Source organism: Bradyrhizobium sp. GW821-FHT13H06 (assembly GCF_058803975.1).
The window spans coordinates 122,041-147,498 of record NZ_JBXAPN010000004.1 but is presented as its reverse complement, the minus strand read 5'-3'; the positions used below and the strand labels follow the sequence as shown (position 1 = coordinate 147,498).

Genomic DNA, 25,458 nt, shown 5'->3' with positions numbered 1-25,458 from the left:
TTCTGGTCCTGTTCGGGAAAAATCAGTACCGGTTTACAGGCAGAATCATCATTTCGGCAATTTGAACGTGGGCGGGCTGGTCGAGGGCGAACACGATCGAACGGGCGATATCGGCCGGATCGAGCGCCATCCTGAACTGGTCGAAATAGTCCCTTTCCTTCTGCTGATCGCCGCGGTAGCGGGTCAGGATGATGTTGGTCCGGGTCAGGCCGGGCTGAAGCTCGGTGACCCGGATCGCGGTTTCCGCGAGTTCGCCCCGGAGGGTCTCGGTGAACATGTGCACGCCCGCCTTGCTGGTGCTGTAGGCGGCCATGTCGGGCACGATCCGCACCGCGTTGATGGAGCTGATGTTGACGATATGGCCGGCGTTGCGCTGGACCATCTCAGGCAGGATCGCGCGGGTGACGCGCATCAGGCCGATCAGATTGGTCTGGATGATGTTGGACCAGTCGTCCGCGGAGCCGATGTCGAAGCGGGTCCGCCCGCCGATATCGTGGCCGGCATTGTTGATGAGGACGTCCAACGGTTTGAAATGATCGGGAATGGCGTCTGGCAGGCCATCCACAGCCTTCGCGTCGCTGATGTCGAGCTGGATCGGAAACACCGCGTCTCCGCCCGTCGCCGCCAGTTCCTGCAGCGCCTTGGCGTCACGATCGACCAGCACGACGCGGCGGCCGCTGTCCAGCAGCGCCCTGGTGATGGCGCGTCCCATGCCGCCGGCGGCGCCCGTCAGCACGACGGTCTGGCCCGATTGTTCAGTCATCGCAGCACTCCCATTCCAGTGTCCTCATGCGACCGACCAGCCGCCGTCGATCGGCAGGCTGGCGCCGGTGATGTCGTTTGCGGCGGGACCGCAGAGAAAGACGACCATGGCGGCGACGGCATCCATTTCGACGAAGCGCTGCGTCGGCTGGCGCTCGCCGAGATAGTCGCGGGTCACGTCCTCGACGGGACGGCCGTTGTTTGCAGCAATGCCGGCGATCTTGTTAATGATCGCAGGGGTCGGCAGCGTGCCCGGGCAGAGCGTGTTGCTGGTGACGCCGCTGCGCGCTGTCTCGATGGCGACGGCGCGGGTCATGCCCAGGATGGCCGTCTTGGTGGTGACGTAGTCGATGCGGTCCTCGACCGCGCGGCTCGAATAGATCGAGCCCAGATTGATGATCCGCCCAAAGCCACGCCGCTTCATCGCTGGCAGCGCCAGGCGGATCAGATGGAATGGCGCCGACAGGTTAACGGCCAGCGCTTGCTCCCACCTCTCGGGCGGAAACAGCTCGATGGCGGAGAAATGCCTGACAACGGCGTTGTTGACCAGAATATCGATAGCGCCGCAGCGATCGAGCAGATCGGCCATCATGGCCTCGATTGCCTCGCGTTGGGATAGATCGGCACCGGCCGCGATAACCTCCACGCCGAAGCGGGCGCGCAGGTCATCTGCGGCCTGTTTCGGCTGAGCGAGGTCGTGCAGGACAATGTTGGCGCCCGCTCCGGCAAGGCCTTCCGCGATGGCGAAGCCGAGGCCCGCGGTCGCGCCGGTCACGAGTGCCCATTTGCCCTTCATCGCGATCACGCTCGATTACTTCTTGTCGAGCTCGGCGAAGACTTCCTTCGCGTTGCGGAACGCATCCACACCGGCCGGCACGCCGCAATAGATCGCGACCTGCATGAAGACCTCGCGGATCTCCTCCTTGGTGGCGCCATTGGCGAGCGCGCCGCGGACATGCGTCTTCAGCTCGTGCGGACGGTTGAGCGCGCAGAGCATCGCCAGGTTGAGGAAACTGCGGGTCTTTCGCGTCAGGCCCTCGCGTCCCCAGACGTAGCCCCAGCAATACTCCGTGGTGAGGTCCTGCATCGGCCGGTTGAACTCGTCGGCGGATGCGATCGCCTTTTCGACGAACTCGTTGCCGAGCACGCTCTTGCGGATTTCGAGGCCGCGGTCGTACGTCGCCTTGTCCATTGTGGTCTCCGTTTCTCTTTCGGCGTTGTCAGCTGTTAGGTCAGCTCTTGGGCCAGAACGGCTTTGCCAGCGCGAGTTCCGGCGGGAACACAGTCACCGGCACCCCGGATTGCCACTGCACGATGGTCATGCCGGCGCCGACGCGGCGGCCCTTCTCGTCGAACTTGATCTCGCCGAGCGGGTAATATTTCGAGGGCCCGCCATCCATGGTGCGCAGCGCTTCGCCGACGGCGACGCGATCGGCCTTGCCGGCCTTTTCCAGCGCGTCCTTGATCACCCACATGTCGCCATAGGTGGAGATCGCGTTCTGCGTCATCCACGGCTCCTTGTAGCGGGTCTTCAGTTCGGCGATCAGCGCCTCGTGGCCCTTGGCGCCCCAGCTGGCGACGCAGGTCAGGACGCCCTGGAGCAGTTCGGGGCTGACGGTCTGCAGCATGTCCGGCTCGGCGATCGCGATGCCGAACGAGATCGTCGGCACCTTGCCCTGGCCGAGGCCGAATTCGTTCATCTTCTCGAGCAGCAGTTTTGCGTCCGAGATCACTGTCGGCAGGAAGAAAAGCAGGTCGGGCTTGGCCGAACGGATCTTCTGCACCAGCGAGGTTGCATCGGCCAGCGGCGGCGTAAACGTCTCGTCGACGATCAGCTGCAACTGGTTTTCCGCCAGCAGACCCTCGCGCATCGCCTTGGCGGAGGCGATCGAGGCCCCCGTGTTGTCGGTGAGGATCGCGACCGTCTTCGGTCGCTTGCCCGCGGCCGTTTCCGCCAGCTTGATGATCTGCGGCAATGCCTGCTTGGCCTGCGATCCCGCGGTGGCCGCGGTCTGGAACACGTATTTGAATCCGCGCTCGGTGATCAGGTCGGAGTAGGAGAGGGTGAGCATGGGCAGGTTGGCGCGCTCCGTCACCTCGGTCACCGCGAGCGTGAAAGAGGAGAGATAGGCGCCGCTGGCCGCGACCAGATCGGTCTCCTGCGCCACCATGCGCTGCGCCGCGTTCTTGGCCTTCTCGGTGGTGTCGCCGGAATCGAGCACCACGAGCTTCAGCTTGGCGCCGCCGAGCGCTTTGACGCCGCCTTGCGCGTTGATGTGGTCGATCGCCATCTCGGCGCCCTCGCGCATCACCGTTCCCGGGCGGGCGTAGAGCCCGGAGATCGGCACAAGCAGGCCGACCTTCACCTCGGCAGGCTGCTGCGCCCAGGCAACACGGGATGCGATCAGCGTGCCGGAGGCGCCGGCCAGCAGCATTCGGCGAGAGATCGTGGTCTTGCTCTTTGCAGTCATGACGTTTCCCCTCCCTGAAAAATCGCGCGACGCTTTAGGATTTCTTCGGCCAGAACGGCTGCGCCTGCGCGAGCTCGGGCGGATAAACGGTGACTGGCACGCCCGATTGCCATTGCACGATGACGACGCCGGCGCCGACGCGGCGACCCTTCTCATCGAACCTGAGCTGGCCGCCCGGGTAATATTTCGACGGGCCGGCATCCATGGTGCGGAAAGCCTGTGCGACCGCATTGCGATCGGCCTTGCCGGCCTTCTCCAGCGCCTCCTTCATCAACCACATGTCGCCATAGGTCGAGATGACGTTCTGCGTCATCCAGGGCTCCTTGTATTTGGCCTTGAGCTCGGCGATCAGCGCCTCGTGGCCCTTCGAGCCCCAATTGGCGACGATGGTCATGATGCCTTGCACCGTCTCCGGGCTGACGCTCTGCAGCATGTCGGGCTCGGCGATGGTGATGCTGAAGGACACGGTCGGGATCTTGCCCTGGCCGAGCCCAAACTCGCTGATCTTCTCCAGGCCGAGCTTGGCGTCCGACACCGCATTCGGCATGAATAGCAGCAGATCGGGCTTGGCCGAGCGCACCTTCTGGATCAGCGGCGTCGCATCCGACAAAGGCGGGGTCCAGACCTCCTCGACCACGAGCTGGAGGCCTTCCTGCGCGAACAGCTTCTCCTTGAGCGCCTTGGCGGTGGCGACCGAGGTCGCGGTATTGTCCATCAACATCGCAACTGTCTTCGGCTTCTTGCCGGAGGCATTCTCGGCGAGCTTCATCAAGGTCGGCAGGCCGAGCTCGGACTGGCGGCTCGCGGTCGCGGCGGTCTGGAAGATGTATTTGAAGCCGCGGTCGGTCAAAAGGTCCGAATAGGACAGCGTCAGCACCGGCAGCTCGGCGCGCTCGGTGACCTCGGTGACCGCCAGCGTGAACGAGGAGAGATAGGCGCCGGTTGCGGCGACCAGATCGGGCTCCTGAGCCACCATGCGCTGCGCCGCGTTCTTGGCCTTCTCGGTGGTGTCGCCGCAGTCGATCACGACCAGCTTCAGCTTGGCGCCGCCGAGCGCCTTGATGCCGCCTTGCGCGTTGATGTGCTCGATGCCCATCTCGGCGCCCATCTTCATCACCTGGCCGGGGCGGGTGTAGATGCCCGACAGCGGCACGATCAGGCCGACCTTGATCTCTACCGGTCCTTGCGCACGTGCCACGCCGGCGAGGCCGACGGCGGCGGCACCGGACAGCACGGTCCGGCGCGTCAGGCCCGTCGATTTGCTCTTCGATATCCTGTTCATGTTGTTTGCTCCCTGATCCCTGTTTTTATGGTTGTCACATGCCGAGATAGGCCTTGCGCACGCGATCGTCGGCGCGCAGCGTGGCGTTGTTGCCCTGGAGCACGACGTGGCCGGCTTCGAGGACATAGCCGTGATCGGCGGATTCCAGCGCCTCCGCGACGCGCTGCTCGACCAGCAGCATGGTCAGCCCGGACTGGCGCCGGATCTCGATCAGCCGCTCGAAGATGAAGTCCGCGGTCGAGGGAGCGAGCCCCATCGAGGGCTCGTCCAGCATCAACAGCTTCGGCGAGGAGGCGAGGCCGCGGCCGATCGCGAGCATCTGCTGCTGGCCGCCGGACATCGTGCCGGCGAACTGGTTGCGGCGTTCCTTCAGCACGGGCAGCCATTCGAAGATGCGCTCGATATTGGCCTGCCAGTCGCGCCGGCCGCTTTCGGTCATCGCGCCCATTTCCAGGTTTTCCATCACGGTCAGGGACGGAAAGACCTGGCGTCCCTCGGGGACATGGGCGATGCCGAGATGGGCGCGCTGCGGCGGCGGCACCGCGAGCAGGTCGACGCCGTCGAAAGTGATCGACCCGCCGCTGGGCTTGACGATGCCGGAGATGGTCTTGAACAGCGTGGTCTTGCCGGCGCCGTTGGGGCCGACGATGGCGACGAACTGGCCGGCACCGACGTCGATCGAGACGTCGTTCAGGACGGGCTTGGCCGAATAACCCGCGCTCAGTCCCTCAATTCGCAGCATGGCCCACCCATTTCTTGCCGAGATAGGCCTCGATCACCCGACTGTCGCGCGTCACCACCTCGGGCAGGCCCTCGGTGATGACGGCACCGTGGTCGAGCACGAGGAAGCTGTCGACCAGGCGGACCATGGCCTGCATGGTGTGCTCGATGATTGCGATGGTCATGCCGTCGCGCGCGAGCTGCTGGATCACGGCGACGACCTCGTCTGCCTCGCCATGGCCGAGGCCCGCGAGCGTCTCGTCGAGCAGCAGGATGCGCGGCTGACCGGCAATCGCGCGGGCCAGCTCCATCAGCCGCAACTCCTTGGTGGAGAGCTCGCCGGCGACACGGTCGGCGACGGCGGAGAGCCCGACGCGGGCGACCGCATCGGCGGCAAGCTTGCGGGCTTCGTCGTCGGTGCGTGCGCGGACATAGGCGCCGACCACGACATTGTCGAGGATCGACATGCGCAGGAACGGTCGCATCACCTGGAAGGTGCGGCCGATGCCGGCCTCGCAAATCACATGCGGCCGCTGGCCCGACATGTTGCGGCCGTCGATCAGCACCTCGCCCTGGCTCGGCTTCAGGAAGCCGTTGAGGAGATTGAACAGCGTGGTCTTGCCGGCGCCGTTCGGGCCGATGATGCCGAGGATCTCGTTCTTGTGCAGCTTGAAGCTAACGTCCTGCACGGCCTTGAGGCCGCCAAAGGAGCGCGACAGGTTCTTGACCTCGAGCATCACTTCACCCTTGGCGGCGCGCTGACGCGCAGCCGGCTTCAGCGTCGTGACGTTGGCGACAGCTTCCGCTGTATCGCTGACCGATGCCTTGGGTGCAGTGCGCTTGCGCAGGAGATCGCGCAGCTTCCAGAACAGGCCTTCCGGTGCCATCAGGATGACGCAGACGATGGCGAGGCCGAAGATCACGCCCTGGATGCCGGGGAAGCGCGCGCCGGCTTCGGCGTGCAGGATCTCGGCGAGCGGGATCAGAATCACCGAGCCGATCACCGGTCCCCAGACCGTGCCGACGCCGCCGAACATCGCAACCGTCAGCGCCTGCGCCGACACCAGCATGCCGAACACCGATTGCGGGGTCACGACCAAGAGCACCTGGGCGTAGAAGCCGCCGATGGCGGCCGCGATCGCGCCGCTCAGCGTGATCGCGCGCAGCTTCCAGGTCAGCGTGTCGATGCCGGCGGCCTCGGCCGCGGCCTCGTTTTGCTTGATCGCAAGCAGCGCCATCCCGAACCGGGAGCGCTCGATCAATTGCGTCAGCACAATGGTGCCGAGCATGATGGCGAGCCCCAGCAGCGTGTAGATGTGGGGATCGGTGAATTGCATGAAGGCGATCGGCGCGTCGCGCTTGATCGGGAGCGTCACCTCCTGGAAGCCGAGCCATTCGAACACGTAGAGAATGGCGAGCGGATAGGCGAGCATCGCCAGCGCGAAGTAGTGGCCCTGCAGGCGGAAGGTCGGAAAGCCGATCAGGAGCCCGGCGATGCCGCCGAGCATGGCGGCGACCGGAATCAGCAGCCAGGGCGAGATGCCAAAATAGATCTGGCCGAGCGCGGTCACATAGGCGCCGATGCCGAAGAAGGCGGCGTGGCCGAACGAGATCAGCCCGGTATAGCCGCTGAGCAGATTCCACGACAGGCCGAATACCGCCCACACCGGCACCAGCGTCAGGATCAGCTGATAGTAGGAGTTGGTGACGCCGAGCGACACGACCGCATAAGCGAGCGTGAAGAGCAGGGGAGGCAGAAAGGATCGCATCCGGAGCATGGTCACGTCCTCTCCACCATCCGCCCGAAGAAGCCTTGCGGACGGAAGAAGATGATGAGGAGGAAGACGGCGAAGATCGCGGCGTTCTGCAGCTGTGTCGGCAGGATCAGCGTCGACATCTGCTGGACGAGGCCGATGGTCATGCCGCCCCAGAAAGCGCCGATGATGCTGCCCATGCCGCCGAGCACGACGCCGGCATACATGACAATGACGTATTCGAGGCCGACGAAGGGATGGAACGGATAGTTGGTGGCGAGCAGACCGCCGGCAATCGCGGTGATGCCGCAGCCGAGCGCGAAGGCGGTGCGGTGCGCGCGGTCGACGTCGATGCCCATATAGGTCGCGGCCGTCGGATTGTCGGCGGCGGCGCGCAGCGATTTTCCGATCCGGGTGCGCGTGATCAGCAGCGAGAGCAGGATCATGATCGCCAGCGACACGATCATATCGATGCTGCGCGCCTTGTTGAGGAAGATGCTCATGTCGAAGAAAGGGCCGAGCTCCCAGGCCGAGCTCGACAGCGGCGTACGGATCGAGGCCAGAACCGAGCCGAACACAATGAGGCCGCCGTTCTGCAGGATCAGCGCGATGCCGAGGGTGAGGATGAGTTGGGCATAATGGCCTTCGCCTTCGAGCGAGGCGGTACGCGTCCCCGACACGTGCGAGATCAGCGTCCGGTGCACGAAATAGCCGAACACGGCGAGCACGGGCCCGGCCATGAGGATGGCGACGAACGGCCCCACGGTATTGCCGAACATCGCCTGAACGCCGGCGGCGGTGAAGAGATAGAAGGCAGTGTACATGCCGAGCATCATAAAATCGCCATGGGCGAAGTTGATGACGCGCATGACGCCGAAGATCAGGCCAAGCCCGACGCACATCAGGCCGTAGACGGCGCCGATCAGAAGGCCCGCCGCGAGCGCTTGAAAGAATCCTTCCATCAGCCCCGCCTCCGCGCAGGCGACGATCCTAGGCTGGTCTCCAGGCCGACCATGTCTCCCCCGTACTCTCCGGCATTTCTCATGATGCCGATCGTAAAGTCCGTTCCGTTGTGTTCAGGCGGCACTGCGCGGCGATGACGCCGGCATCGCCGAGCTGCTCGCAATCGTCGATGAGTTGCTCGAGCCGGTGCGCGCGGTCCTCGCCAAGCACACGGCTAGCGGCGGCGCGGAAGCGCGCGCGAATATCCGATGGCGTTGCAGCGACGACGTCGGGCAAACCGTGCCGGATGGTCCGGCCGTCGCGCAACTGCACGGTCACCTCCGCGCCCTGCTTGCCGGGGAAGGCGGCGGTGAAAACGGCGTCTGCCTTCAGCTCCGTGACCGCAACCAGGCGGACGATGTCGGCATCATCGAGCCCGGCGTAGTTCTCTTCCTCGATCTCGCCCCGCGCCAGCGTCGCCGCCACGCTGAACGGGATGCTCATCTTGGCCTGAAGCGCGTTGCGATAGGGTCCCATGGAATCACAGCCGGGATAGCGAACGGCGGCGTCCGGCGCGCGGATGACGATCCGGTCGATCTCCTCCGTGCTGGCGAGCTCGTGCGCAACGCGAAGCGCCGCCTGCGCAGCAGTCTGCGCGAAATTGCAGGCGGGGACCGGCTTGTTGTAGACCGCCATGATCTCGCACGCGCCGTTGGGGAACAGCACGATGCTGTCGGGCGCGGCCTGGCGGCGATAGGCGGCGAACAGACCGGCTTCACCCTCGATGATCGTTTCCGAGCCGAACGCGCCGGCCGCGGCAAGGCCGATCGCCCTGATCGCGTTGCCCGTGGCAAACCCCGGATGGAAATACATGTCCGAGCCGCCGGCGTGCGGCCATTCGTTGAGCCCGCCCGATGTGTTGGCCGCGATCGCAATGGCGCTGACTGCCTGATCCTCGGACAGGCCCAGCGCAAAGCTTCCCGCGAGCGCGGCGCCCAGAGGGGCCACGAGGCCGGTCGGGCGATAGAGACGCGCGAGGTCGGAGGTCAGCAGCGCGCGGCCGATCCGCGCGCCGGTCTCGTAGCCGATGATGGCAGCTGCGAGCAGCTTGGCGCCGTGCAGCGGCACCTGCTCGGACAGTGCAAGCAGGGTCGGCCAGATCACGACGCCGTGGTGTGCGATGCTGGCGGCATGCATGTCTTCGCGGACCAGGCCGTGCCCCATCACGGCATTGGCGAAGGCTGCGTCGGCCGGCGAGGAGAGCTGCGAGGTGCCGATGATGGTCGCGCCGCCGCAGCCATGCGCGATCGCAACGGCCTGACGGCTCCAGGGATGCTGGCCGGCTTCGAAGACACATGACAGGAAATCGAGCAGGCAGAGCTTTGCCTTGGCGACGACGTCCGATCCAAAATCACCGAGATCGATGGCAAGCGTGCTCCGCGCCATCTGGCGCGCGAGCGGTACTTTGCGTGATCCCGTCGGGCCGATCGTCATCGCGGGCTTCTCTCCCTGACAGCTTGCGCGATCAGCCGCGCATTTCTACCCCGGCCCACTCCTCGAGCACTTTTGCGATCGAGGTGAAATCGGATGACGCGCCGTATTTGGCATTGGTGATGGCGAGCATCTGCCGCACCACTGCGCCGCAGACCATCGGGACGCCCATTGCCTCGGCCTCGTCCACGCAGAGGCGGACGTCCTTGTAGGAGAGGCCGGTGGTGAAGCCGAAATCGAACGTGCCGGGCAGCACCGCGCGGGGGAATTTGTCTTCCGAGGCGCTGTTGCGGCCGCTGCTGGCGTTGATGATGTCGATCAGGACCTTGGCGTTGACGCCGCCCTTGACGCCCATCGCGACGGCTTCCGAGGTGATCACCAGCGCTGCGGCCGCCATCAGATTGTTGGCGAGCTTGGCGGTCTGCGCCACGCCCGGCTTGTCGCCGGTGTAGAACAGCTTGCCGAAGTTCTTCAGGATCGGCTGCACCGTCTCGTAGGTCGCCTGCGGGCAGGACACCATCACGGCCAGCGTGCCGTTGACGGCGCCCTTGATGCCGCCGCTCACGGGCGCATCGACCAGGGTCATGCCCTTGGCCTTCAGGCCTTCCGCGACCAGCTTGGCCGCGCCGGGGCCGGAGGTCGAGAGATCAATGACGATCTTGGCCCGGTTGCCGCTGCTGATGCCGTCCCGGCCGAGCGTCACCGCCTTGACGATGTCGGGCGTCGGCAGGCTGGCGAGCACGATATCGGCGCGTGAGGCGACGTCGGCCGGCGAACTGGCGAGCAGTGCGCCGCGCTTGATTAGTGGCTGGGTGGCCTCGGCCTGCGTGTCATAGACGACGAGCGAATAGCCCGCGTCCATCAATCGTCCCGCCATGGGACCACCCATGCGGCCCGTGCCGATCACGCCGAGCGTCTCTCCCGCCATCGTTCACTCCCTGTCGCGCGGTCCCGTGACGGGCGCGCCTTCTTGACTTTCTGGTCGATCGTGTTCGGCGGCTGGCCATGCCGACCGCCGTCGTTGCGGCGAGGGGATCCCGCGCCACCGATGAGGATTGTTATGATTGTCAGACAAGCTGTCAAGCATAACATTTGGGGTCGACAGTTTGCCGCGGATCGGCTTAAGGTCGAAAGAAAGCGAGGAAAGACGTCCCGCGTGCCGCAAGATCCGATTCCGAGTGTGAGCAAGACGCTCGCCGATTTCGTCGCCGCTTCGTCATGGGCGGACGTGGAGGCGCAGAGTCACGAGGCGCGACGGTCGATTCTCAATTTCTTCGCGACGGCGCTGGGCTCTGCCCGCGACCCGGTGGTCGAGGCCGCGATGCGGACGTTGTCCCCATTCAGCGGCGTGGCGACTTCGACGGTCATCGGCCATACCGAGCGAATGGATGCGTTGTGCGCGTCGTTTCTCAACGCCATCTCGGCGAATCTGCTCGACTTCGACGACACCCATCCCGACACGATCATTCATCCGGCAGCGCCGGTCGCGGCGCCGGTGCTGGCGCTGGCGGAGGCGCGCAGGATGTCCGGGCGCGAGGTGCTGACGGCCTTCATCCTCGGTGTCGACGTCGAGTGCCGAATCGGCAATGCGGTGTCGCCGCACCACTACGCGCGCGGCTGGCACATCACCTCGACCTGCGGGATTTTCGGTGCCGCCGCGGCATGCGCGAAGCTGCTGGGCCTTTCGGCGGAAGGAGTTGCGAACGCCATCGGAATTGCGGCGAGCCAGTCGGCCGGCAATGTCGAGAACCTGCCGAGTGCCGCCAAGAATGTCAGCGTCGGCAACGCCGCGCGGAACGGATTGTTTGCCGCGCTGCTGGTGCAGCAGGGCTTTGAGGCCGCGCCCCGCGCCATCGAGGGGCCGCTCGGTTGGGCGCGCACCATGGGGGATGAGCCCGATCTCGCGCGGCTTCTCGACGGTCTCGGCAAGACCTGGGAGATCGCCGAGAATACCTACAAGCCGTATCCGGCCGGCATCGTCTTTCACGCGGTAATCGACGCCTGTCTGCTATTGCGCGAGCGGATTGGTCGGCGCGCCGACCAGATCGAATCGGTGATCGTACAGGGCTCGGCGCTGCTGCTTGCCCGTGGCGACCGTCCCGTCAACAACGCGCGCGATGCGCGCGTCAGCATCCACCATTGCGTGGCGTGCGGCCTGTTGCTCGGCAGGGCCGGCGTCACCGAGTTCGAGCAGGAGACCGTGGTCCGGCCCGATATCGCGCAATTGCGGGGGAAGGTCAGGGCAGAGCTCGACCGCGAGATGCCGGATGGCGCCGCACGCGTCACCTTGCGCCTGTCGTCCGGCGATGTGCTCACGGAGGCCGTCATTTCGCCGCGCGGCAGCCAGGCTGCGCCGCTCTCGGACAGCGACATCGAAGAGAAGTTGCGCGACGGCGTGCGCACCGGTCGGAGCGACTGGGATGCGGACCGCGTCATCGACGCAATCTGGCGGCTCGATGCGGCCGATGACGTCGGGAATCTCATGCAATCGCTATGGCCGCCGGCGGCATTGCACCACAAAACCTCCAACTGAATTCTCTCAAGACCTGAAAGGACGATCATGAGCAAGACCGAACTGTTCGAAAAGGGCCTCAAGGTTCGTAAAGAGGTGCTCGGCGAGGACTACGTCAACAAGTCAATCGCGGGTGCCGATGAGTTCACACGCACCATGGCGGAGTGGTCGACCGAGTTCTGCTGGGGGGCCTTGTGGACGCGGCCCGGCGTCGACCGGCGCACGCGCTCGATCGTCAATCTCGCGATGCTCGGCGCGCTAAACCGCCCGCACGAATTGAAGCTGCACGTCAAGGGCGCCTTGAAGAACGGGCTCACCAAGGAGGAGATCAAGGAAATCCTGCTCCAGGTCGCGGTCTATTGCGGCGTGCCCGCCGGCATCGACGCCTTCCGCAACGCGCGCGAGGCCTTCAACGAGGTCGACGCGGCCGGCTCCTGAGTACCTGTCCGCTCGATTGGAAGTCTCATGGCCGACCCGGACTACGAGCTCTTCGCCATCCGCTACGCCACGCGCGAGGCGCAGCGCAGCGAGCACTTCATCGGCGGCGACCCGCATGACGGGCCGATGCCGATGGACTATTTCATGTGGCTGGCGCGGGGAGGCGGGCGCACCTTCGTCATCGACACCGGCTTCAACGCGGACGTCGCCAGGCAGCGCAGGCGGACTTACCTGCGCTGTCCGGTGGAGACGCTGCGCGCCTTCGAAATCGATCCTGCCGACGTCAAGGACGTGATTCTCACCCATCTTCATTACGACCATGCCGGCAATTTCGATCGTTTTCCGAACGCGCGGTTTCATCTCCAGGAGCGCGAGCTGGCCTACGCCACCGGGCGCTACATGCAATATCCGCGTCTGTCGCATTCCTTCGAGGTGGAGGACGTCTGTGGGATCGTACGGCTGAACTACGCGCGCCGGGTGTTGTTCTACGACGGCGATGCCGAGATTGCGCCGGGATTGACGGTCCATGCGGCCGGTGGACACTCCGCCGGCCTTCAGTTCGTGCGCGTCAACACGCGGCGCGGCCCCGTCGTGCTCGCCTCCGACGTCAGTCACTTCTACGAGAATATGACGAGCGAGCGTCCGTTCACGACGGCGTTTCATGTCGGAGACATGCTCGTGGGGTTTGACAAGCTGCGAGCCGCAGCGCCGGACGAAGATCACATCGTTCCCGGCCATGATCCGCTGGTGATGAAACGTTATCCGGCGCCAAGCCCGGACCTGGATGGCGTTGCCGTTCGCCTCGACTTGGCGCCGTTCGGCGCTGCTCATTCGTAGGACGCTGGTAAGGATGCGGCGTAGAGGCCGTCCGTGCAATCAAGCAGCTCGAGGGCAACAGCGTTCCGGAGGAACTAGCCGCTATATGGGGCAAGAAGGAAAGCCCGACACGCGCATCGCCATCCTTTACCAGAATGATGACGCCGGAAAGGACTATCTGAAAGCAACAAAAGAAGCGCTCGGGGCTGCCGCAGACAAAGTCATTGCAGGCGCGGTGTCATTCGAGGTGTTGGATCCTACGGTCGATTCCCAGATTCTTACGTTGCGAGCGACCGGCGCGGACGCACTCATAATCTACGGGGTAACTCCCAAAGCCTGTTCGCAGGCTCTGCGAAAGCTGCACAAAATCAGCTGGCAGCCGAGTTGTTCAACTGCATTGGCCAACTGTATCGGCGCAAGTCAGCATCCGACATGGCGTTCGCCTTTCAGCTATCGCCAATAGAGACCTTCCCAACTTGAACTTGTTGGCCAGTCAGATAGGCGACGATCGGACCATGAGACGCTGGTCCAGATGCGTACTGGCAACTCATGATCCGCACGATCTGGAGTAGACCCGCTTCAACCCACCGTACAACTTGATGCGGTCAGAACGCTTCAAGATCCTCTCCCGGACATCCCGAGCGGGCGCCCGAGATGCATCCGTTGAAGCGCGGGCGATCTACGGCTGCCACATCGACACGCGGCTTGTCGCCCGTTGAAACCGTCGTTTGCGCTGCAATAATAGATCCGCTGGCACGAAAAATGCTGAGGCGCCTCGGCGATGGCGAGCACGAAGTTCGCTGGGCAGACGGAGGACAACATGAGAGCCCAAGTATTGAGAGCGTATGACGAAGAGCTGTCCAACGACCAGTGGGTCAGCGAGGAGAAAGTGCCGGATCCCAAGCTGACCAAATCGACGGACGTCATCGTCCGTATCGGCGGCGCGGGCGTATGCAGGACCGATCTTCATATCATCGAAGGCGTCTGGAAGCCGCACATGGATCCGACCGGCGATAAACTGCTGCCCATCATCATGGGCCACGAAAATGCGGGCTGGATCGAAGAAGTTGGCAAGGAAGTTGATGGCCTGAAGAAAGGTGACCCGGTCATTGTTCACCCGAAGATCACCGGCGGCACGTGTCTCGCCTGTCGCCGTGGCTTCGACATGCACGGTCCCGGCACTTTTCCGGGTCTCGACTGCAACGGTGGCTACGCAGAATTCCTTTGCACCTCGGAACGCAACATCGTGCCGCTGCCGCGGACGCTTGCTCCGAAGGACGTGGCGCCCTACGCGGATGCGGGCCTTACGGCCTATCGCGCAATTAAGAAGGCCACGCGACACCTTCTGCCAGGCGAATCCTGCGTCGTTATCGGAGCGGGTGGGTTGGGCCACATCGGAATCCAGTGTCTCAAGGCGATGTGCGCGGCCGACGTTATCGTGGTCGACAAGTCCGAAGAGTCGCTGAAATTGGCCGAAAAGTCCGGCGCCGATCATCTTGTGAAAGCGGACGGCAACGAAGTGGCAGCAGTGCTGGCTCTGACTGCCGGAAACGGTGCGGAAGCGGTGATCGATTTCGTCGGGGAGAAGGGCACGACATCCAAAGGCCTAGCGATGACCCGTCCGATGGGCAGCTATTACGTTGTCGGCTATGGTGAGGACATCCGTGTTCCGACCGTCGATATGGTGATTACCGAGAAGAACATCATCGGAAATTTGGTCGGCACATGGGCCGAGCTAACGGAGTTGATGGCGCTCGCGGATCGAGGCTTGGTCGAACTCGCCACCGCCGAATATCGCCTCGCGGATGCAAACAAGGCGTTGCACGATCTCAACGCCGGCAAGATCCACGGACGTGCTGTTTTGATTCCTTGATTCAGAACCGGGTCATCCATCGCGAGAATGCGCTCCTCGCGATGGATTTGACGTCCTCTGTCTGTCCAAGCATTCGCGCAGACCGCTCATGTTGCGGCGCAAACGCTACGGGTCGGAACGAATACTCGCGCGGGTCGCACAGAGTCTCAGTTTGCGTCGTCGTCGCAATTTGCAACGCGACCGGTCTCAGGGCGATATCGCCATCCCCCAATGTTGCCCAGCTCCGTCTTCCGCTGCTCGGAAGACCATCCAAAAGAGGCCATCGAACGATCTGGCACGGCCGTTGCACACCTCCTGTGCAGGGACTCGCCGGCGAGGCGCACCGATACGGCCAAGAACGAGCCGCTTCGCCTTCAGGCGCACATCAGAGACAAACTCTTGCGCCTGGCGTCCGTATCCGCCGCGAGACATGGCAAGCCAGCACCATCGCCGACGCCGCACTTCGCGTGTGACCGCGGTGCTGTGTGAAAGCTCGGAGAACTATTCACGCGATATCAACAGGAGGCCGGAATGGGCAAGAGCTCCAAGAATCCACACCACGGTTCAGCGAGTTGCTGCGCCGTCTGCGGCGGAACGTGTGACCTTATCCGTTACTGCTGCTGGCCAACGGCCCTTTGCTCCGGCAAGTGCGTCGACCGGTTCAGAGTACGTAGGGAGGCCGACCATAGATGGCTCCGCTGTTTGCGAGTCGCCTAGGTGTTCAACGATGACATGGTGGCATCGTCATGCTTCGCATTGGGAGGCGCCACGTGAGGTTCATTCTGGTAAACGGCAGGGCGCCATGTCAAAAAACGTTTTGCATGTTTTGCTGTGAGCCAATTCACGCAAGCTATCTGAGAGAATTCAGCACCGGACTGCCCTTTTGCGATCATGATTGTTACGCCCTCTATTCCGGCCGCTGGATGTCTCGAGCTGGGCAATCAAGGAATTCAACCGTTGTGGAAGACTATCGCTAGTTCGAGCGGGCGAACAAGGAGCCAGCTCACAAGAACGCTGATCGCCAAGTGCGAAGCTGCACCGGTTGCCAGTCCCGACTAACGGCGAACAAAACAATTTCAGCATCCAAGAGAGCCGACAGATCGATATTGCGACGCAAACGTTGCGGTGCAAAATCGCTGGCTATGTGCGCGCTGAGAGTCTCATTCTGCAATTCGTGTCGCAAATTGCATCTCAGCCAGTTGCGACCCAAGCATGCGATGCCTCTGCCTTCGCCCATTCTTCCACTTACCCAATCAGAAATCACTTGGCCGGGCCCCAGGACGTGCTGGCACGCCCATTGCAAAGCTCCTGGGCACAACAACGCAGACTGCTCCGTCTGGGGCGAGCCGCGAAAAGAACGAGGGAAGGGGATGCTCAGCTGAAGGCGCGCTTCATGCGGGATGGGACAATTGCGGTCGGCGGGCCGCTGGGTCCGACGATCGTCCCTGATCATCCCCGGAGGGCTCCGCAGTCATCCTAGACCCTTGCCGATATCAAACGTCCGGTCGCGCGAGCGGCCGCGAGGTGGCCCGTAACGCACGGGTAAGCACTGCCCGGCTCGACGAGGTCCTCGGCAGGCGGAATATCGAAGTGGTCTCTGACCCAATCAGGAGGATAGGCTAGATGTCTGGAACTTTGACACTCAACAAGATCACCGCTCAGCGCGGCATTTCCGTCGGTGAGGCTGCAAAGAAGATTGCAGACCTCGGGTGGAATCCTTCCTACGTCCAGGAAGCGATGACCTTCCCCACGGACTACAAGATCGCGAAGGCGCCGAAGGATCCGATGAAGCAGGTCCTTCGCTCTTACTTCCCGATGCAGGAAGAAAAGGACAACCGCGTCTATGGCGCGCTCGATGCTGCCCTGCGCGGCGACATGTTCCGCAACGTCGAGCCTCGATGGGTCGAGTGGATGAAGCTGTTCCTGGCGATCATCCCGTTCCCGGAAATCTCCGCTGCCCGGTCGATGGCCATGGTCGGACGCCTTGCGCCCGGCGAAGATCTCCGCACCGGCTTCACCATGCAGATGGTCGACGAGTTTCGTCACTCGACGATCCAGATGAACCTGAAGAAATGGTATATGGAGAACTACATCGACCCGGCGGGGTTCGACATCACCGAAGAAGCGTTCGGCAAGTGCTACGCCACCACCATCGGCCGTCAGTTCGGTGAAGGCTTCATCACTGGTGACGCGATCACGTCCGCGAACGTTTACCTGACCGTGGTTGCCGAGACCGCGTTCACCAATACGCTGTTCGTCGCGATGCCGTCGGAAGCCGCCCGCAACGGCGACTATGCGCTGCCGACCGTCTTCCTCTCGGTTCAGTCGGACGAGAGCCGCCATATCGGCAACGGCCACTCGATGCTGATGTCGATGCTGAAGGAGCCGGAGAACCATCTGCTGCTCGAGCGCGACATGCGCTATGCGTTCTGGCAGAATCACGCCATCGTCGATGCCGCGATCGGAACCTTCATCGAGTATGGGACCACCAACCGCGACAAGACCAAAGAGTCTTACGCGGAGATGTGGCACCGCTGGATCTTCGAGGATTATTATCGGACCTACATGCTGCCGCTCGAAAAGTACGGCATCAAGATCCATCATGACGACGTGCAGACCGCCTGGAAACGGCTGACCGAGAAGCACTACGTCCACAAAGTCGCGCAGTTCTTCGCGGTCGGCTGGTCGGCGAACTTCTGGCGCATCGAGGCTCAGACCGACAAGGACTTCGAATGGTTCGAGCACAAGTACCCGGGCTGGTATGCTCAGTTCGGCGAATTCTGGAAGTGGTACGATAAGCTGTCGTACCGCGGCCAGACCAACATTCTGTTCAACAGCGATGTCGGCTATGTCTATCCGCATCGTTGCTGGTCGTGCCTGGTGCCTTGTCTGATCCGAGAGGACATCGTCACAGATGAGATCGACGGCCAGCTCTACACCTTCGCCCATGAGATCGATCGCTGGACGGCGGTGGAAGCTTTCGCCGGCGAGTATCAGGGGCGTCCGACCCCGGCGATGGGACGGTTTAGCGGCCGTCGCGAGTGGGAAAGCGTCTATCACAATGTGGACATCGCCGATGCCATCAAGGATCTCGGCTTCGTGCGTACGGACGGCAAGACCCTGGTCGCCCAGCCGCACCTGCGCTTCGACGAGAAGGAGATGTGGACGCTCGACGATGTCCGCGGCCACATTCTCAAGAGCCCGCTGCTCACCCTGCGGGAGATGAGCCCGGCCGACCGAGAGGCGCACCTCGCCGACTATCGCAAGGGATTCACGATCAATCCTTGCAACTAAGCGAAGCGGAAGGAGCCGGCTCTGGCTGGCTCCTTCCCGCCCCCCCTGAGCAAATCTGCTAGCCTTGGTTTGAGGAGGCCCCTATGGGCGCGCCTGCTAATGTCGTTCGCCTGCAACCGGTAGGAATAGAGTTCGAGGTCGAGGAGAACGAAACCGTTCTCGACGCCGCGTTTCGCCAGGGCATCGCGCTGCCGCACGGTTGCAAGGAGGGACAATGCTCGGCGTGCAAATGCGTGCTCACCGGCGGTGATGTAGAGCTGAAGAAATACTCGACCTTTGCCCTTAACGAAATTGAGCGCGGTCAGGATTATATCCTGTTGTGCCGAACATTGGCCTACTCGGATCTTGAGGTGGAACTCCTCAACTACGACGAGGAGGTGCTGTCCAAATCAATTCCGGTAAAGGATTTCACCGGCACGGTGACGGGCGTCTCCGCGCTGACCCACGATATCAGGTACCTCGAGATATCGCTGGAGCAATCTCTGAAGTTCTGGGCGGGTCAATATGTCGACATCACGCTCTCGGGGACAGAGACGATTACGCGCTCGTTTTCCATGGCAAATTCGCCGGGCGAAAGCCAAAAACTCTCATTTATCATCAAGAAGTACCCGAACGGACGCTTCTCCTCCCGGCTCGACGGAAACCTCGCCGTCGGAACCAAGGTCGGAATCAAGGGACCGTACGGCACCTGCTTCAGACGAGAAAACAAAACCGGAGCCATGATCCTGGTTGGCGGCGGCTCCGGAATGTCGCCGCTGTGGTCGATCCTGCATGATCACCTCAACTCCGGTGAGGTGCGTCCCGTACATTTCTTCTACGGGGCTCGCACGCAAAACGACTTATTCTATCTCGATCGTTTCGCCGGACTGTCCGAGAAGCATCCGGAGTTCAAGTTCGTGCCGATACTTTCTCATTCGGCCGACGACGCGACTTGGCACGGCGAAAGAGGCTTCGTGCATGAGGCCGTCGGGGCACACCTGCGCAGCTCAGGCTATGGCGAAGACGTCGACGTCTATGCTTGCGGGCCATCGCCGATGATCGAGGCGCTGACGCCAGTGTTGCAGATGAATGATGTCGAATCGGAGCGTGTCTTCTTCGACAAGTTCACACCGGCCACCAACTGAGACGTTCTGCGTGTCGACCTAACGAATGTAGAGCCACCAATGGGAGGAGAGAGACTATGACTGCCGTTCCAAGTGTTTCAGTCGGATCCGGCGCAGCCGGCGCTGCAATATTTCCTGACTCCGACAGCCGCAAGTACCGCTATTTCGAGCCACGCAGCAAGCGGGCCACGCACTACGAGGACGTGACCGTTGACGTGCAGCCTGATCCGGAGCGCTATCTGCTGCAGGACTGGATCATATCTTTCCCGAACGGAAAGGGCGCCTATACCAAGGACAACACGGCGGCGCTGAGCTCAAACTGGCATGCCTTCCGTGCTCCGGACCAGGAATGGGAGCGCACGCACTATCAGCGGCAGTCCAAGATCGAGGCGATGGTTCAAGCGGTGATCGCCAACGGCCGGAAGTCAGGTGCGCCGAAGTCGTTCGACAAGGCATGGATCAAGATCCTGCAGCATCACCTCGGCGCGTGGAAGCACGTCGAGTTCGGGCTCGGCACTTCGCTGATGCAGGCTCAGCGCTACGGCTACACCCAGATGATCAACAACGCGACGCTGACCAATTCGTCCTACAAGCTCCGCCTTGCCCAAGATATCACGCTCTACTTGGCCGAGATCGGAATGGATATTCCGGGCTTCGACGACGCAGCTGGCAAGCGCGCCTGGCTCGAAGACAAGGGCTGGCAGGGTACCCGGGAAGCGATCGAGTCGATCATGGGCTCGGCCGATTATCTTGAGCAGTACTTTGCCACCAACATCGTGTTCGAGCCGCTCGTCGGCGAGCTGTTCCGCAGCGGCTTCCTCATGCAGGCGGCCTCGTCGAACGGTGACTTCATCACGCCGCCCGTCATCTCGGTGGCGGAGGCTGACTATGAGCGCAATCTCGCGAATACGATCGACTTGATGCATCTGCTGGTCACCGATAATCAGCACGCAGCTCACAACAAGAAGCTGTTCCAGGGCTGGGTGAACAAGCATGTGGCGCTTGCGAACAAGGCGGCAGCAGGTCTGCAGCCGATCTGGTCGCAGCCGCATTCGAAGCCGGTGCAGTACGCCGATGCCCGCGCGCAGTCGGTCGAGCGCATCAAGAAGATTCTCGGCGAACTCGGCCTCACCCTTCCCAAGGAGTAAATTGCAATGTCCGTTGCTTCCAGATCTGCCACCAACCAGAACATCTTCCAGAAGATGGGAGACCTTCGTTTCGAACAGACGATCTCCCATCAGTGCGGGGTCACCATGAACGACAGCGTTGAGGCGCGCGCCATCGCCGAATTCATGGGGAAGAAGCCGAACGTAACCGTGACCTATCAGCCGGCCCTGATCCGCATCGACGGCGAGGGCAAGCTGATCTTCAAGATGGATGAAATCAGCGAAATTCTCGGCAAGGATATGACGGCCGAGATATTCGAAGTGAACACCTCTACCCACTACGGCCGAATGGTGCGCATCGACGACAACACGGTGACGCTGTTCGGCAACATGGACGAGGTCTTCGAATACATCGAGTGAACCTGTCTCCCGAGACTAGGTGGGCTGCGTCTGTCCGGATTGCAGCTCCACCATCTTCTCGCGCGGACGGTCGTTCCCCGACATCGATGGAAAAGCACCTATAAACGTTGGAGACTTTCATGTTCATAACTCCCACTGGCGAGGAAGTGTTCGTCATCGACGGTCACACCCATTTTTGGGACGGTAGCCCGGCGAATCAGCTCAACATCCACGGCAAGCAGTTCATTGATTGCTTTTACGCCTACCACACGTCGCTCAGTCCGAAGGACAAGCTTTGGCCCAAGGAGCAGTTCGAAAAGTACAGCGCCGAGCAGATGTATCGCGATCTGTTCGTCGATGGCCCGGACGACATGGCCATCGTGCAGTCGACCTACCTGACGGATTTCTACAAGAACGGCTTCAACACGATCGATCGCAACGCTGAGATGGCGAAGAAGTACAAGGATCGCTTCATCGTCAATGGCGCGTTCGATCCGCGCGATGGCGAGCGGGCGCTTGAATACATCCACTACATGAAGGAGACGTTCGGTATCAAGGGCGTCAAGCTCTATACGGCGGAGTGGAAGGGTGATTCGCGCGGCTGGAAGCTAACGGATCCCAACGCCTATCGCTGCTTAGAGCTCTGCGAGAAGCTCGGAATCAGGAACATTCATGTCCACAAGGGACCGACCATTATTCCGCTCGACAAGGATGCATTCGATGTTCACGACGTGGATCATGCGGCGACCGACTTCCAGGGCCTCAATTTCATCATCGAGCATTGTGGGCTGCCTCGACTGGATGACTTCTGCTGGATCGCAGTGCAGGAGACCAACGTCTATGGCGGCCTGGCGGTAGCGCTGCCGTTCATCCATGGGCGGCCCCGTTATTTCGCCGAAGTGATCAGCGAGCTCCTGTTCTGGGTTGGCGAAGACAAGCTTCTTTTCGGCAGCGACTACGCGATCTGGACGCCCCGCTGGCTGGTCGAAAAGTTCTGGAATTTCGAGCTGCCGGAGGATCTGAAGCAGGAGCATGGTGTCGATCTCACTCCGCAGGCGAAAAAGAAGATCCTCGGACTCAACGCCGCGCGCCTCTATGGCGTCGACGTCGAGGCGCAGAAGGCGAAGCTCGGGAATACAGCTCACGCGATCGCGGCGGAATGACGGGGATGGACGAGGTCATCCCACATCGCGACCGAAGAACCGGCGAGGTGTGGACGCGCCTCGCAACGGTCACGGATCCTGAATTAGACGAGTCCGTGACCGACCTCGGGTTCGTCGAGCTCGTCACTGTCCATGACGATGGCGGGGTCGATATCGTCTTTCGCCTGCCGACCTACTGGTGTTCGGCGAGCTTCGCCTTCCTCATGGCCGACGACATGCGTCAGTCTGTGTCAGCGCTACCGTGGGTGCGGGAAGCGCGACCGGAACTCCGGGATCACATGGTCGCCCACGAGATCAATCGTGGCGTCAGCGAGGGGAAGTCATTCGCTGAGGCACTCAAGGACTTCGCGCCTGGAGGATCTCTTGACGACCTCCGCGAGAAATTCCGCCGGAAGGCGTTCGAGCGGCGCCAGGAGTGCATGATGCTGGCGTTGCGCGGACTGGGTTATGAGGATTCGGCTATCTGCCGAATGACTCTAGGCGCTTACGACGAAGTCGACTTTGGACCGGGAGAAGTCGCGCGCCAGAAGCTGCGCTACCGCGAGCTCCTGGTTGAACGGCATCTGGCCCAACTCCCCGACGATCGCGCCTTCGTCACTTGCGAGGGCTTCGCGATCATTCCTCAGGAGCTCGTTTCGTATCTGCAGCGGCTGCGAGGAGTGCGGATAAACATGGAGTTCAACAGCTCGCTGTGCAGGGGCCTTCTAGCTGCCCGCGATCGCGAATTCGATGGTGGTAGTCCGGAACGGGCATCCACCTGCGGTGCGTGTGGCAATGGTTGTGCCGGCTCGACCATCGGACTGGCGGCAACTGCCGAGAAACATGTCGTCGCGCCCGCGTGAGGCGCGTCTGGGACTGCCGACAACGGAGCGGTCAGCAAGTCCGCCCGATCTGACAAACACGAGACCACGTGGGGAGTGAACGCAATGCCAAAAGTTCTGCTGCATGACATAGAGGCCCGTCGCGCCCTTGCGCGTGGAGTCCAGAAGCTCGCCGCTGCCGTCGAATCGACCCTTGGTCCCAAGGGCATGAACGCGATGGTCGACAGGCCAATCGGTACACCGATCGTGTCACGCGATGGCGTCACCATCGCGTCTGAAATCGAACTGCCCGATCGCTTCGAGAACATGGGCGCCCTGGTGGTGCGCGAGGCCTCGATGCAGACCAACGAAGTCGCCGGGGACGGTACGACGACGGCGATGGTGCTCGCAAATGGTCTCATTCAAGGAGGGGTTGCTGCCCTTGAGCGCGGCGCCAAGGCCGTGGATCTCTGCAAAGGTATTGACCGGGCCGTCGAAGTCGTCGTCGAGAGCCTGAAGAGCTCGGCAATTGCCGTCTCGGACCGCAAGACGCTCCAGGCGGTAGCGACGATTGCGTCGACCGATGCACATCTCGGCGGGCTGATTGCGGAGGCCGTGGAGCGCGTCGGCAAGGATGGCGTCATCAGTTCCGATTACGGGCTGACGACGAACACGACGCTCGAGGTCGTCGAAGGCATGTCGTTCGACCGTGGTTACATTTCACACCATATGGTGACCGATGTCGAGAAGATGGAGGTGGTGCTCGATCAGCCCTACATTCTTCTGACGGATCTGAAGATTAGGACGCCGGGCGAGCTGTCGGCGGTGCGCGCAGCGGTCGCTTCGACCGGGCGGCCGCTTGTCATCGTCGCGGAAGAGATAGCGCCAGAAGTCGTGCCGACGCTGCTTGGCGACGGCAACCGCGGCAGGGTGCTGGTAGTCAATCCGCCCGACTATGGTCATTGGCGCAAGTCCATGATGGACGACCTCGCCATCATAACGGGAGGACGAGTGATCGCTCGCGAGCTTGGCGGCAGACTGGAAGAGGCCGGCCTTGCCGATCTCGGCACCGCCCGCCAGGTTCGGGCCAGTGCCCGCGAAACGGTGATCATTCGCGGCGCCGGCGACAATGCGGCGATCGCCGCGCGGCGCCAGCAGGTCGCCAAGCAATACGATCTGGCACCGCCGAATATCGAACAGGACAAGCTCAAGGAGCGGCTGGCGAAGCTCTCAGGTGGCACTGCCGTGATCTTCGCGGGGGGCGTCACTCCTGTCGAGCAAAAGCGTACGATCCAGTTGATCGACGATGCACTCAGTGCAGCGCGTGCTGCAGCCGAGGAGGGCATTGTGCCGGGTGGTGGCACCGCATTGGCACAATGCGCGCCGGTGGTCGCCCGCACGCTCGGCAACATCAATGGCGACCTGGGCGAGGGCATCAAACTGGTACGCGAGACACTGTCCCGGCCCGCCGCGTTCATTGCCCGGAACGCGGGGCACGATGCGGCAAAGGTCGTGGCCGACTTGCAGGGCGCGCCGGCGGGTGTCGGCTTCGACGCCGCCAACGGCAAGTTCCTCGACATGGTCTCGGCCGGCATCGTCGACCCGGTCCGAGTGACATATACGGCGCTTCGGAACGCGGCTTCCGTCGCCACCCTGGTCCTGACTACAAACACGCTGGTTGCAGACGTGCCGGAGTACATCGATCCGACACAGGGACCAGCATTGGGCGGCGGGGCAGAGAAGCTTGGGCGCGCATGAGGCACGTGTATGCGGTCCGTATTCCGCCGCGCTGGATACCGTGGCCGGATACTCGGATCAATCGCAAACCAGACCGGACAGAGACGGGCGGATCAACGGCCTCGACATCGAAATATGGTGTCGACAGCTTGAGCTCCGCGATCGCGTGATTGGACGGTGACAACGACCTAGAACGGGCTACAATCTTGGAAGCTCCGGCATGGCCGAAGGAGGCGGTCCAACAAGCCTTCATGGCCATCCGACTGACCGGGGAAGGAGGAGACCATGGTCCACATCATCTCGAAGCGCGACGGTCCGCACCGCGAGGAGGCTGCGGCGAAGGATTTCATTCAGAAGAACCGCACGAAGATCGACGCGGTCGCCAATCATCTGACCGGCGGGCGCTGGCAGGAGTTGCGCGATCCCACGCCTCCTGCTCAGCCCCAGCCATCAGGCAAGCTGTGGTACACGCCGCCGGGCCGTCCGAGAGAGGCGGAACCCTATGTGCGGATCAGCCTCAACGGCCGGGTCGTGATCGCAGATCTCGGGTCGGGGCGACAACTCCATTTTGTCGGCGAAGTGCGTGGAAAGGGCCAATCGCGATACTTCACCCTGGCGACGCGGGAGAACGGGATGTTCGATCCGCTGGATGAGGAAATCCGGAAAGTCCTCGCCGATCTTGAGGGCGTGAGCGTGCCCGACGAGACGTCCGAGCAGAGTCTGGAAGAAGTCATCGCAGGCCGTCTCGGCTTGGATGCCGTCGCCAAAAGCGCCGAATGATCTCCGTGAGCCGGGCCTTGTGGGGATGACGATCCC

General features: G+C 62.5%; 23 protein-coding genes. 13 read left to right on the top strand and 10 right to left on the bottom strand.

Annotated features, from left to right (window positions below; translation table 11 throughout):
* Window positions 1–22 precede the first annotated feature (22 nt).
* From AC1RQP_RS18175 to AC1RQP_RS18130, 10 genes are all read right to left on the bottom strand, one after another.
* A complete protein-coding gene (locus tag AC1RQP_RS18175; RefSeq protein ID WP_492937960.1) occupies window positions 23–763 on the bottom strand; it encodes an SDR family oxidoreductase in 741 nt (246 codons plus the stop codon).
* Between the two features lie 24 nt (window positions 764–787).
* The gene (locus AC1RQP_RS18170; RefSeq protein WP_239629701.1) at window positions 788–1,558 is read right to left on the bottom strand and encodes an SDR family oxidoreductase; all 771 of its coding nucleotides are present in this window, start codon (window positions 1,556–1,558) and stop codon (window positions 788–790) included.
* A gap of 15 nt (window positions 1,559–1,573) precedes the next feature.
* A complete protein-coding gene (locus AC1RQP_RS18165; protein WP_239622942.1) occupies window positions 1,574–1,954 on the bottom strand; it encodes a carboxymuconolactone decarboxylase family protein in 381 nt (126 codons plus the stop codon).
* 40 nt (window positions 1,955–1,994) lie between these two features.
* Window positions 1,995–3,233: an ABC transporter substrate-binding protein gene (locus AC1RQP_RS18160; protein ID WP_239622943.1), complete on the bottom strand. Its 1,239-nt coding sequence runs from the start codon at window positions 3,231–3,233 to the stop codon at window positions 1,995–1,997.
* A 34-nt stretch (window positions 3,234–3,267) separates the two neighbouring features.
* The gene (locus AC1RQP_RS18155; protein WP_492937959.1) at window positions 3,268–4,515 is read right to left on the bottom strand and encodes an ABC transporter substrate-binding protein; all 1,248 of its coding nucleotides are present in this window, start codon (window positions 4,513–4,515) and stop codon (window positions 3,268–3,270) included.
* Between the two features lie 34 nt (window positions 4,516–4,549).
* Window positions 4,550–5,257, bottom strand: a complete 708-nt coding sequence (locus AC1RQP_RS18150; protein ID WP_492937958.1) for an ABC transporter ATP-binding protein — start codon at window positions 5,255–5,257, stop codon at window positions 4,550–4,552.
* Window positions 5,244–7,013: a branched-chain amino acid ABC transporter ATP-binding protein/permease gene (locus AC1RQP_RS18145; RefSeq protein ID WP_492938418.1), complete on the bottom strand. Its 1,770-nt coding sequence runs from the start codon at window positions 7,011–7,013 to the stop codon at window positions 5,244–5,246. Before AC1RQP_RS18145 ends, AC1RQP_RS18150 begins: the two co-directional genes overlap by 14 nt.
* Window positions 7,014–7,015: 2 nt before the next feature.
* Window positions 7,016–7,951: a branched-chain amino acid ABC transporter permease gene (locus AC1RQP_RS18140; protein ID WP_492937957.1), complete on the bottom strand. Its 936-nt coding sequence runs from the start codon at window positions 7,949–7,951 to the stop codon at window positions 7,016–7,018.
* Window positions 7,952–8,030: 79 nt separating this feature from the next.
* On the bottom strand, window positions 8,031–9,425 hold the full coding sequence (locus AC1RQP_RS18135; RefSeq protein ID WP_492937956.1) for an MmgE/PrpD family protein: 1,395 nt from the start codon (window positions 9,423–9,425) through the stop codon (window positions 8,031–8,033).
* A gap of 31 nt (window positions 9,426–9,456) precedes the next feature.
* Complete coding sequence (locus tag AC1RQP_RS18130; protein WP_492937955.1) at window positions 9,457–10,350, bottom strand: NAD(P)-dependent oxidoreductase; 894 nt, start codon at window positions 10,348–10,350, stop codon at window positions 9,457–9,459.
* A gap of 252 nt (window positions 10,351–10,602) precedes the next feature.
* On the opposite strand from AC1RQP_RS18130, the gene AC1RQP_RS18125 reads away from it, so the two are divergent.
* The 13 genes from AC1RQP_RS18125 (at window position 10,603) to AC1RQP_RS18065 (ending at window position 25,422) form a co-directional block, all read left to right on the top strand.
* The gene (locus AC1RQP_RS18125; protein WP_492937954.1) at window positions 10,603–11,955 is read left to right on the top strand and encodes an MmgE/PrpD family protein; all 1,353 of its coding nucleotides are present in this window, start codon (window positions 10,603–10,605) and stop codon (window positions 11,953–11,955) included.
* 27 nt (window positions 11,956–11,982) lie between these two features.
* The gene (locus tag AC1RQP_RS18120; RefSeq protein ID WP_008557256.1) at window positions 11,983–12,372 is read left to right on the top strand and encodes a carboxymuconolactone decarboxylase family protein; all 390 of its coding nucleotides are present in this window, start codon (window positions 11,983–11,985) and stop codon (window positions 12,370–12,372) included.
* A gap of 27 nt (window positions 12,373–12,399) precedes the next feature.
* Window positions 12,400–13,209: an N-acyl homoserine lactonase family protein gene (locus AC1RQP_RS18115; RefSeq protein WP_492937953.1), complete on the top strand. Its 810-nt coding sequence runs from the start codon at window positions 12,400–12,402 to the stop codon at window positions 13,207–13,209.
* 85 nt (window positions 13,210–13,294) lie between these two features.
* Window positions 13,295–13,651 carry a hypothetical protein gene (locus AC1RQP_RS18110; RefSeq protein ID WP_492937952.1) on the top strand — a complete coding sequence of 119 codons (357 nt, stop codon included), beginning with the start codon at window positions 13,295–13,297 and terminating at the stop codon, window positions 13,649–13,651.
* Between the two features lie 357 nt (window positions 13,652–14,008).
* Window positions 14,009–15,061 (top strand): NAD(P)-dependent alcohol dehydrogenase, encoded by a 1,053-nt coding sequence (locus AC1RQP_RS18105; protein WP_345946209.1) that lies wholly within the window; start codon window positions 14,009–14,011, stop codon window positions 15,059–15,061.
* Between the two features lie 1,602 nt (window positions 15,062–16,663).
* A complete protein-coding gene (locus tag AC1RQP_RS18100; RefSeq protein ID WP_492937951.1) occupies window positions 16,664–18,334 on the top strand; it encodes an aromatic/alkene/methane monooxygenase hydroxylase/oxygenase subunit alpha in 1,671 nt (556 codons plus the stop codon).
* Window positions 18,335–18,417: 83 nt separating this feature from the next.
* On the top strand, window positions 18,418–19,458 hold the full coding sequence (locus AC1RQP_RS18095; RefSeq protein ID WP_492937950.1) for a 2Fe-2S iron-sulfur cluster-binding protein: 1,041 nt from the start codon (window positions 18,418–18,420) through the stop codon (window positions 19,456–19,458).
* Window positions 19,459–19,514: 56 nt separating this feature from the next.
* Complete coding sequence (locus tag AC1RQP_RS18090) at window positions 19,515–20,585, top strand: aromatic/alkene monooxygenase hydroxylase subunit beta (RefSeq protein ID WP_492937949.1); 1,071 nt, start codon at window positions 19,515–19,517, stop codon at window positions 20,583–20,585.
* Between the two features lie 6 nt (window positions 20,586–20,591).
* Window positions 20,592–20,963: an MmoB/DmpM family protein gene (locus AC1RQP_RS18085; protein WP_212433623.1), complete on the top strand. Its 372-nt coding sequence runs from the start codon at window positions 20,592–20,594 to the stop codon at window positions 20,961–20,963.
* Window positions 20,964–21,082: 119 nt separating this feature from the next.
* Entirely contained in the window at window positions 21,083–22,105 is a 1,023-nt protein-coding gene (locus AC1RQP_RS18080; RefSeq protein ID WP_492937948.1) for an amidohydrolase family protein, read from the top strand.
* Between the two features lie 5 nt (window positions 22,106–22,110).
* Window positions 22,111–22,947 (top strand): metal-sulfur cluster assembly factor, encoded by an 837-nt coding sequence (locus AC1RQP_RS18075; RefSeq protein WP_492937947.1) that lies wholly within the window; start codon window positions 22,111–22,113, stop codon window positions 22,945–22,947.
* Between the two features lie 84 nt (window positions 22,948–23,031).
* Window positions 23,032–24,663, top strand: coding sequence for a molecular chaperone GroEL (locus tag AC1RQP_RS18070; protein WP_492937946.1), 1,632 nt, complete (start codon window positions 23,032–23,034; stop codon window positions 24,661–24,663).
* 264 nt (window positions 24,664–24,927) lie between these two features.
* Window positions 24,928–25,422 carry a hypothetical protein gene (locus tag AC1RQP_RS18065; protein ID WP_239622959.1) on the top strand — a complete coding sequence of 165 codons (495 nt, stop codon included), beginning with the start codon at window positions 24,928–24,930 and terminating at the stop codon, window positions 25,420–25,422.
* Window positions 25,423–25,458 lie beyond the last annotated feature (36 nt).

Bases quoted from the DNA above. Each gene is read 5' to 3' on its own strand.
- AC1RQP_RS18150 (WP_492937958.1), bottom strand. From the start codon at position 5,257: ATGCTGCGAATTGAGGGACTGAGCGCGGGTTATTCGGCCAAGCCCGTC.
- AC1RQP_RS18140 (WP_492937957.1), bottom strand. From the start codon at position 7,951: ATGGAAGGATTCTTTCAAGCGCTCGCGGCGGGCCTTCTGATCGGCGCC.
- AC1RQP_RS18145 (WP_492938418.1), bottom strand. From the start codon at position 7,013: ATGCTCCGGATGCGATCCTTTCTGCCTCCCCTGCTCTTCACGCTCGCT.
- AC1RQP_RS18090 (WP_492937949.1), top strand. From the start codon at position 19,515: ATGACTGCCGTTCCAAGTGTTTCAGTCGGATCCGGCGCAGCCGGCGCT.
- AC1RQP_RS18095 (WP_492937950.1), top strand. From the start codon at position 18,418: ATGGGCGCGCCTGCTAATGTCGTTCGCCTGCAACCGGTAGGAATAGAG.
- AC1RQP_RS18075 (WP_492937947.1), top strand. From the start codon at position 22,111: ATGGACGAGGTCATCCCACATCGCGACCGAAGAACCGGCGAGGTGTGG.
- AC1RQP_RS18110 (WP_492937952.1), top strand. From the start codon at position 13,295: ATGGGGCAAGAAGGAAAGCCCGACACGCGCATCGCCATCCTTTACCAG.
- AC1RQP_RS18165 (WP_239622942.1), bottom strand. From the start codon at position 1,954: ATGGACAAGGCGACGTACGACCGCGGCCTCGAAATCCGCAAGAGCGTG.
- AC1RQP_RS18175 (WP_492937960.1), bottom strand. From the start codon at position 763: ATGACTGAACAATCGGGCCAGACCGTCGTGCTGACGGGCGCCGCCGGC.
- AC1RQP_RS18105 (WP_345946209.1), top strand. From the start codon at position 14,009: ATGAGAGCCCAAGTATTGAGAGCGTATGACGAAGAGCTGTCCAACGAC.
- AC1RQP_RS18100 (WP_492937951.1), top strand. From the start codon at position 16,664: ATGTCTGGAACTTTGACACTCAACAAGATCACCGCTCAGCGCGGCATT.
- AC1RQP_RS18070 (WP_492937946.1), top strand. From the start codon at position 23,032: ATGCCAAAAGTTCTGCTGCATGACATAGAGGCCCGTCGCGCCCTTGCG.
- AC1RQP_RS18080 (WP_492937948.1), top strand. From the start codon at position 21,083: ATGTTCATAACTCCCACTGGCGAGGAAGTGTTCGTCATCGACGGTCAC.
- AC1RQP_RS18160 (WP_239622943.1), bottom strand. From the start codon at position 3,233: ATGACTGCAAAGAGCAAGACCACGATCTCTCGCCGAATGCTGCTGGCC.
- AC1RQP_RS18170 (WP_239629701.1), bottom strand. From the start codon at position 1,558: ATGAAGGGCAAATGGGCACTCGTGACCGGCGCGACCGCGGGCCTCGGC.
- AC1RQP_RS18135 (WP_492937956.1), bottom strand. From the start codon at position 9,425: ATGACGATCGGCCCGACGGGATCACGCAAAGTACCGCTCGCGCGCCAG.
- AC1RQP_RS18155 (WP_492937959.1), bottom strand. From the start codon at position 4,515: ATGAACAGGATATCGAAGAGCAAATCGACGGGCCTGACGCGCCGGACC.
- AC1RQP_RS18130 (WP_492937955.1), bottom strand. From the start codon at position 10,350: ATGGCGGGAGAGACGCTCGGCGTGATCGGCACGGGCCGCATGGGTGGT.
- AC1RQP_RS18065 (WP_239622959.1), top strand. From the start codon at position 24,928: ATGGTCCACATCATCTCGAAGCGCGACGGTCCGCACCGCGAGGAGGCT.
- AC1RQP_RS18115 (WP_492937953.1), top strand. From the start codon at position 12,400: ATGGCCGACCCGGACTACGAGCTCTTCGCCATCCGCTACGCCACGCGC.
- AC1RQP_RS18085 (WP_212433623.1), top strand. From the start codon at position 20,592: ATGTCCGTTGCTTCCAGATCTGCCACCAACCAGAACATCTTCCAGAAG.
- AC1RQP_RS18120 (WP_008557256.1), top strand. From the start codon at position 11,983: ATGAGCAAGACCGAACTGTTCGAAAAGGGCCTCAAGGTTCGTAAAGAG.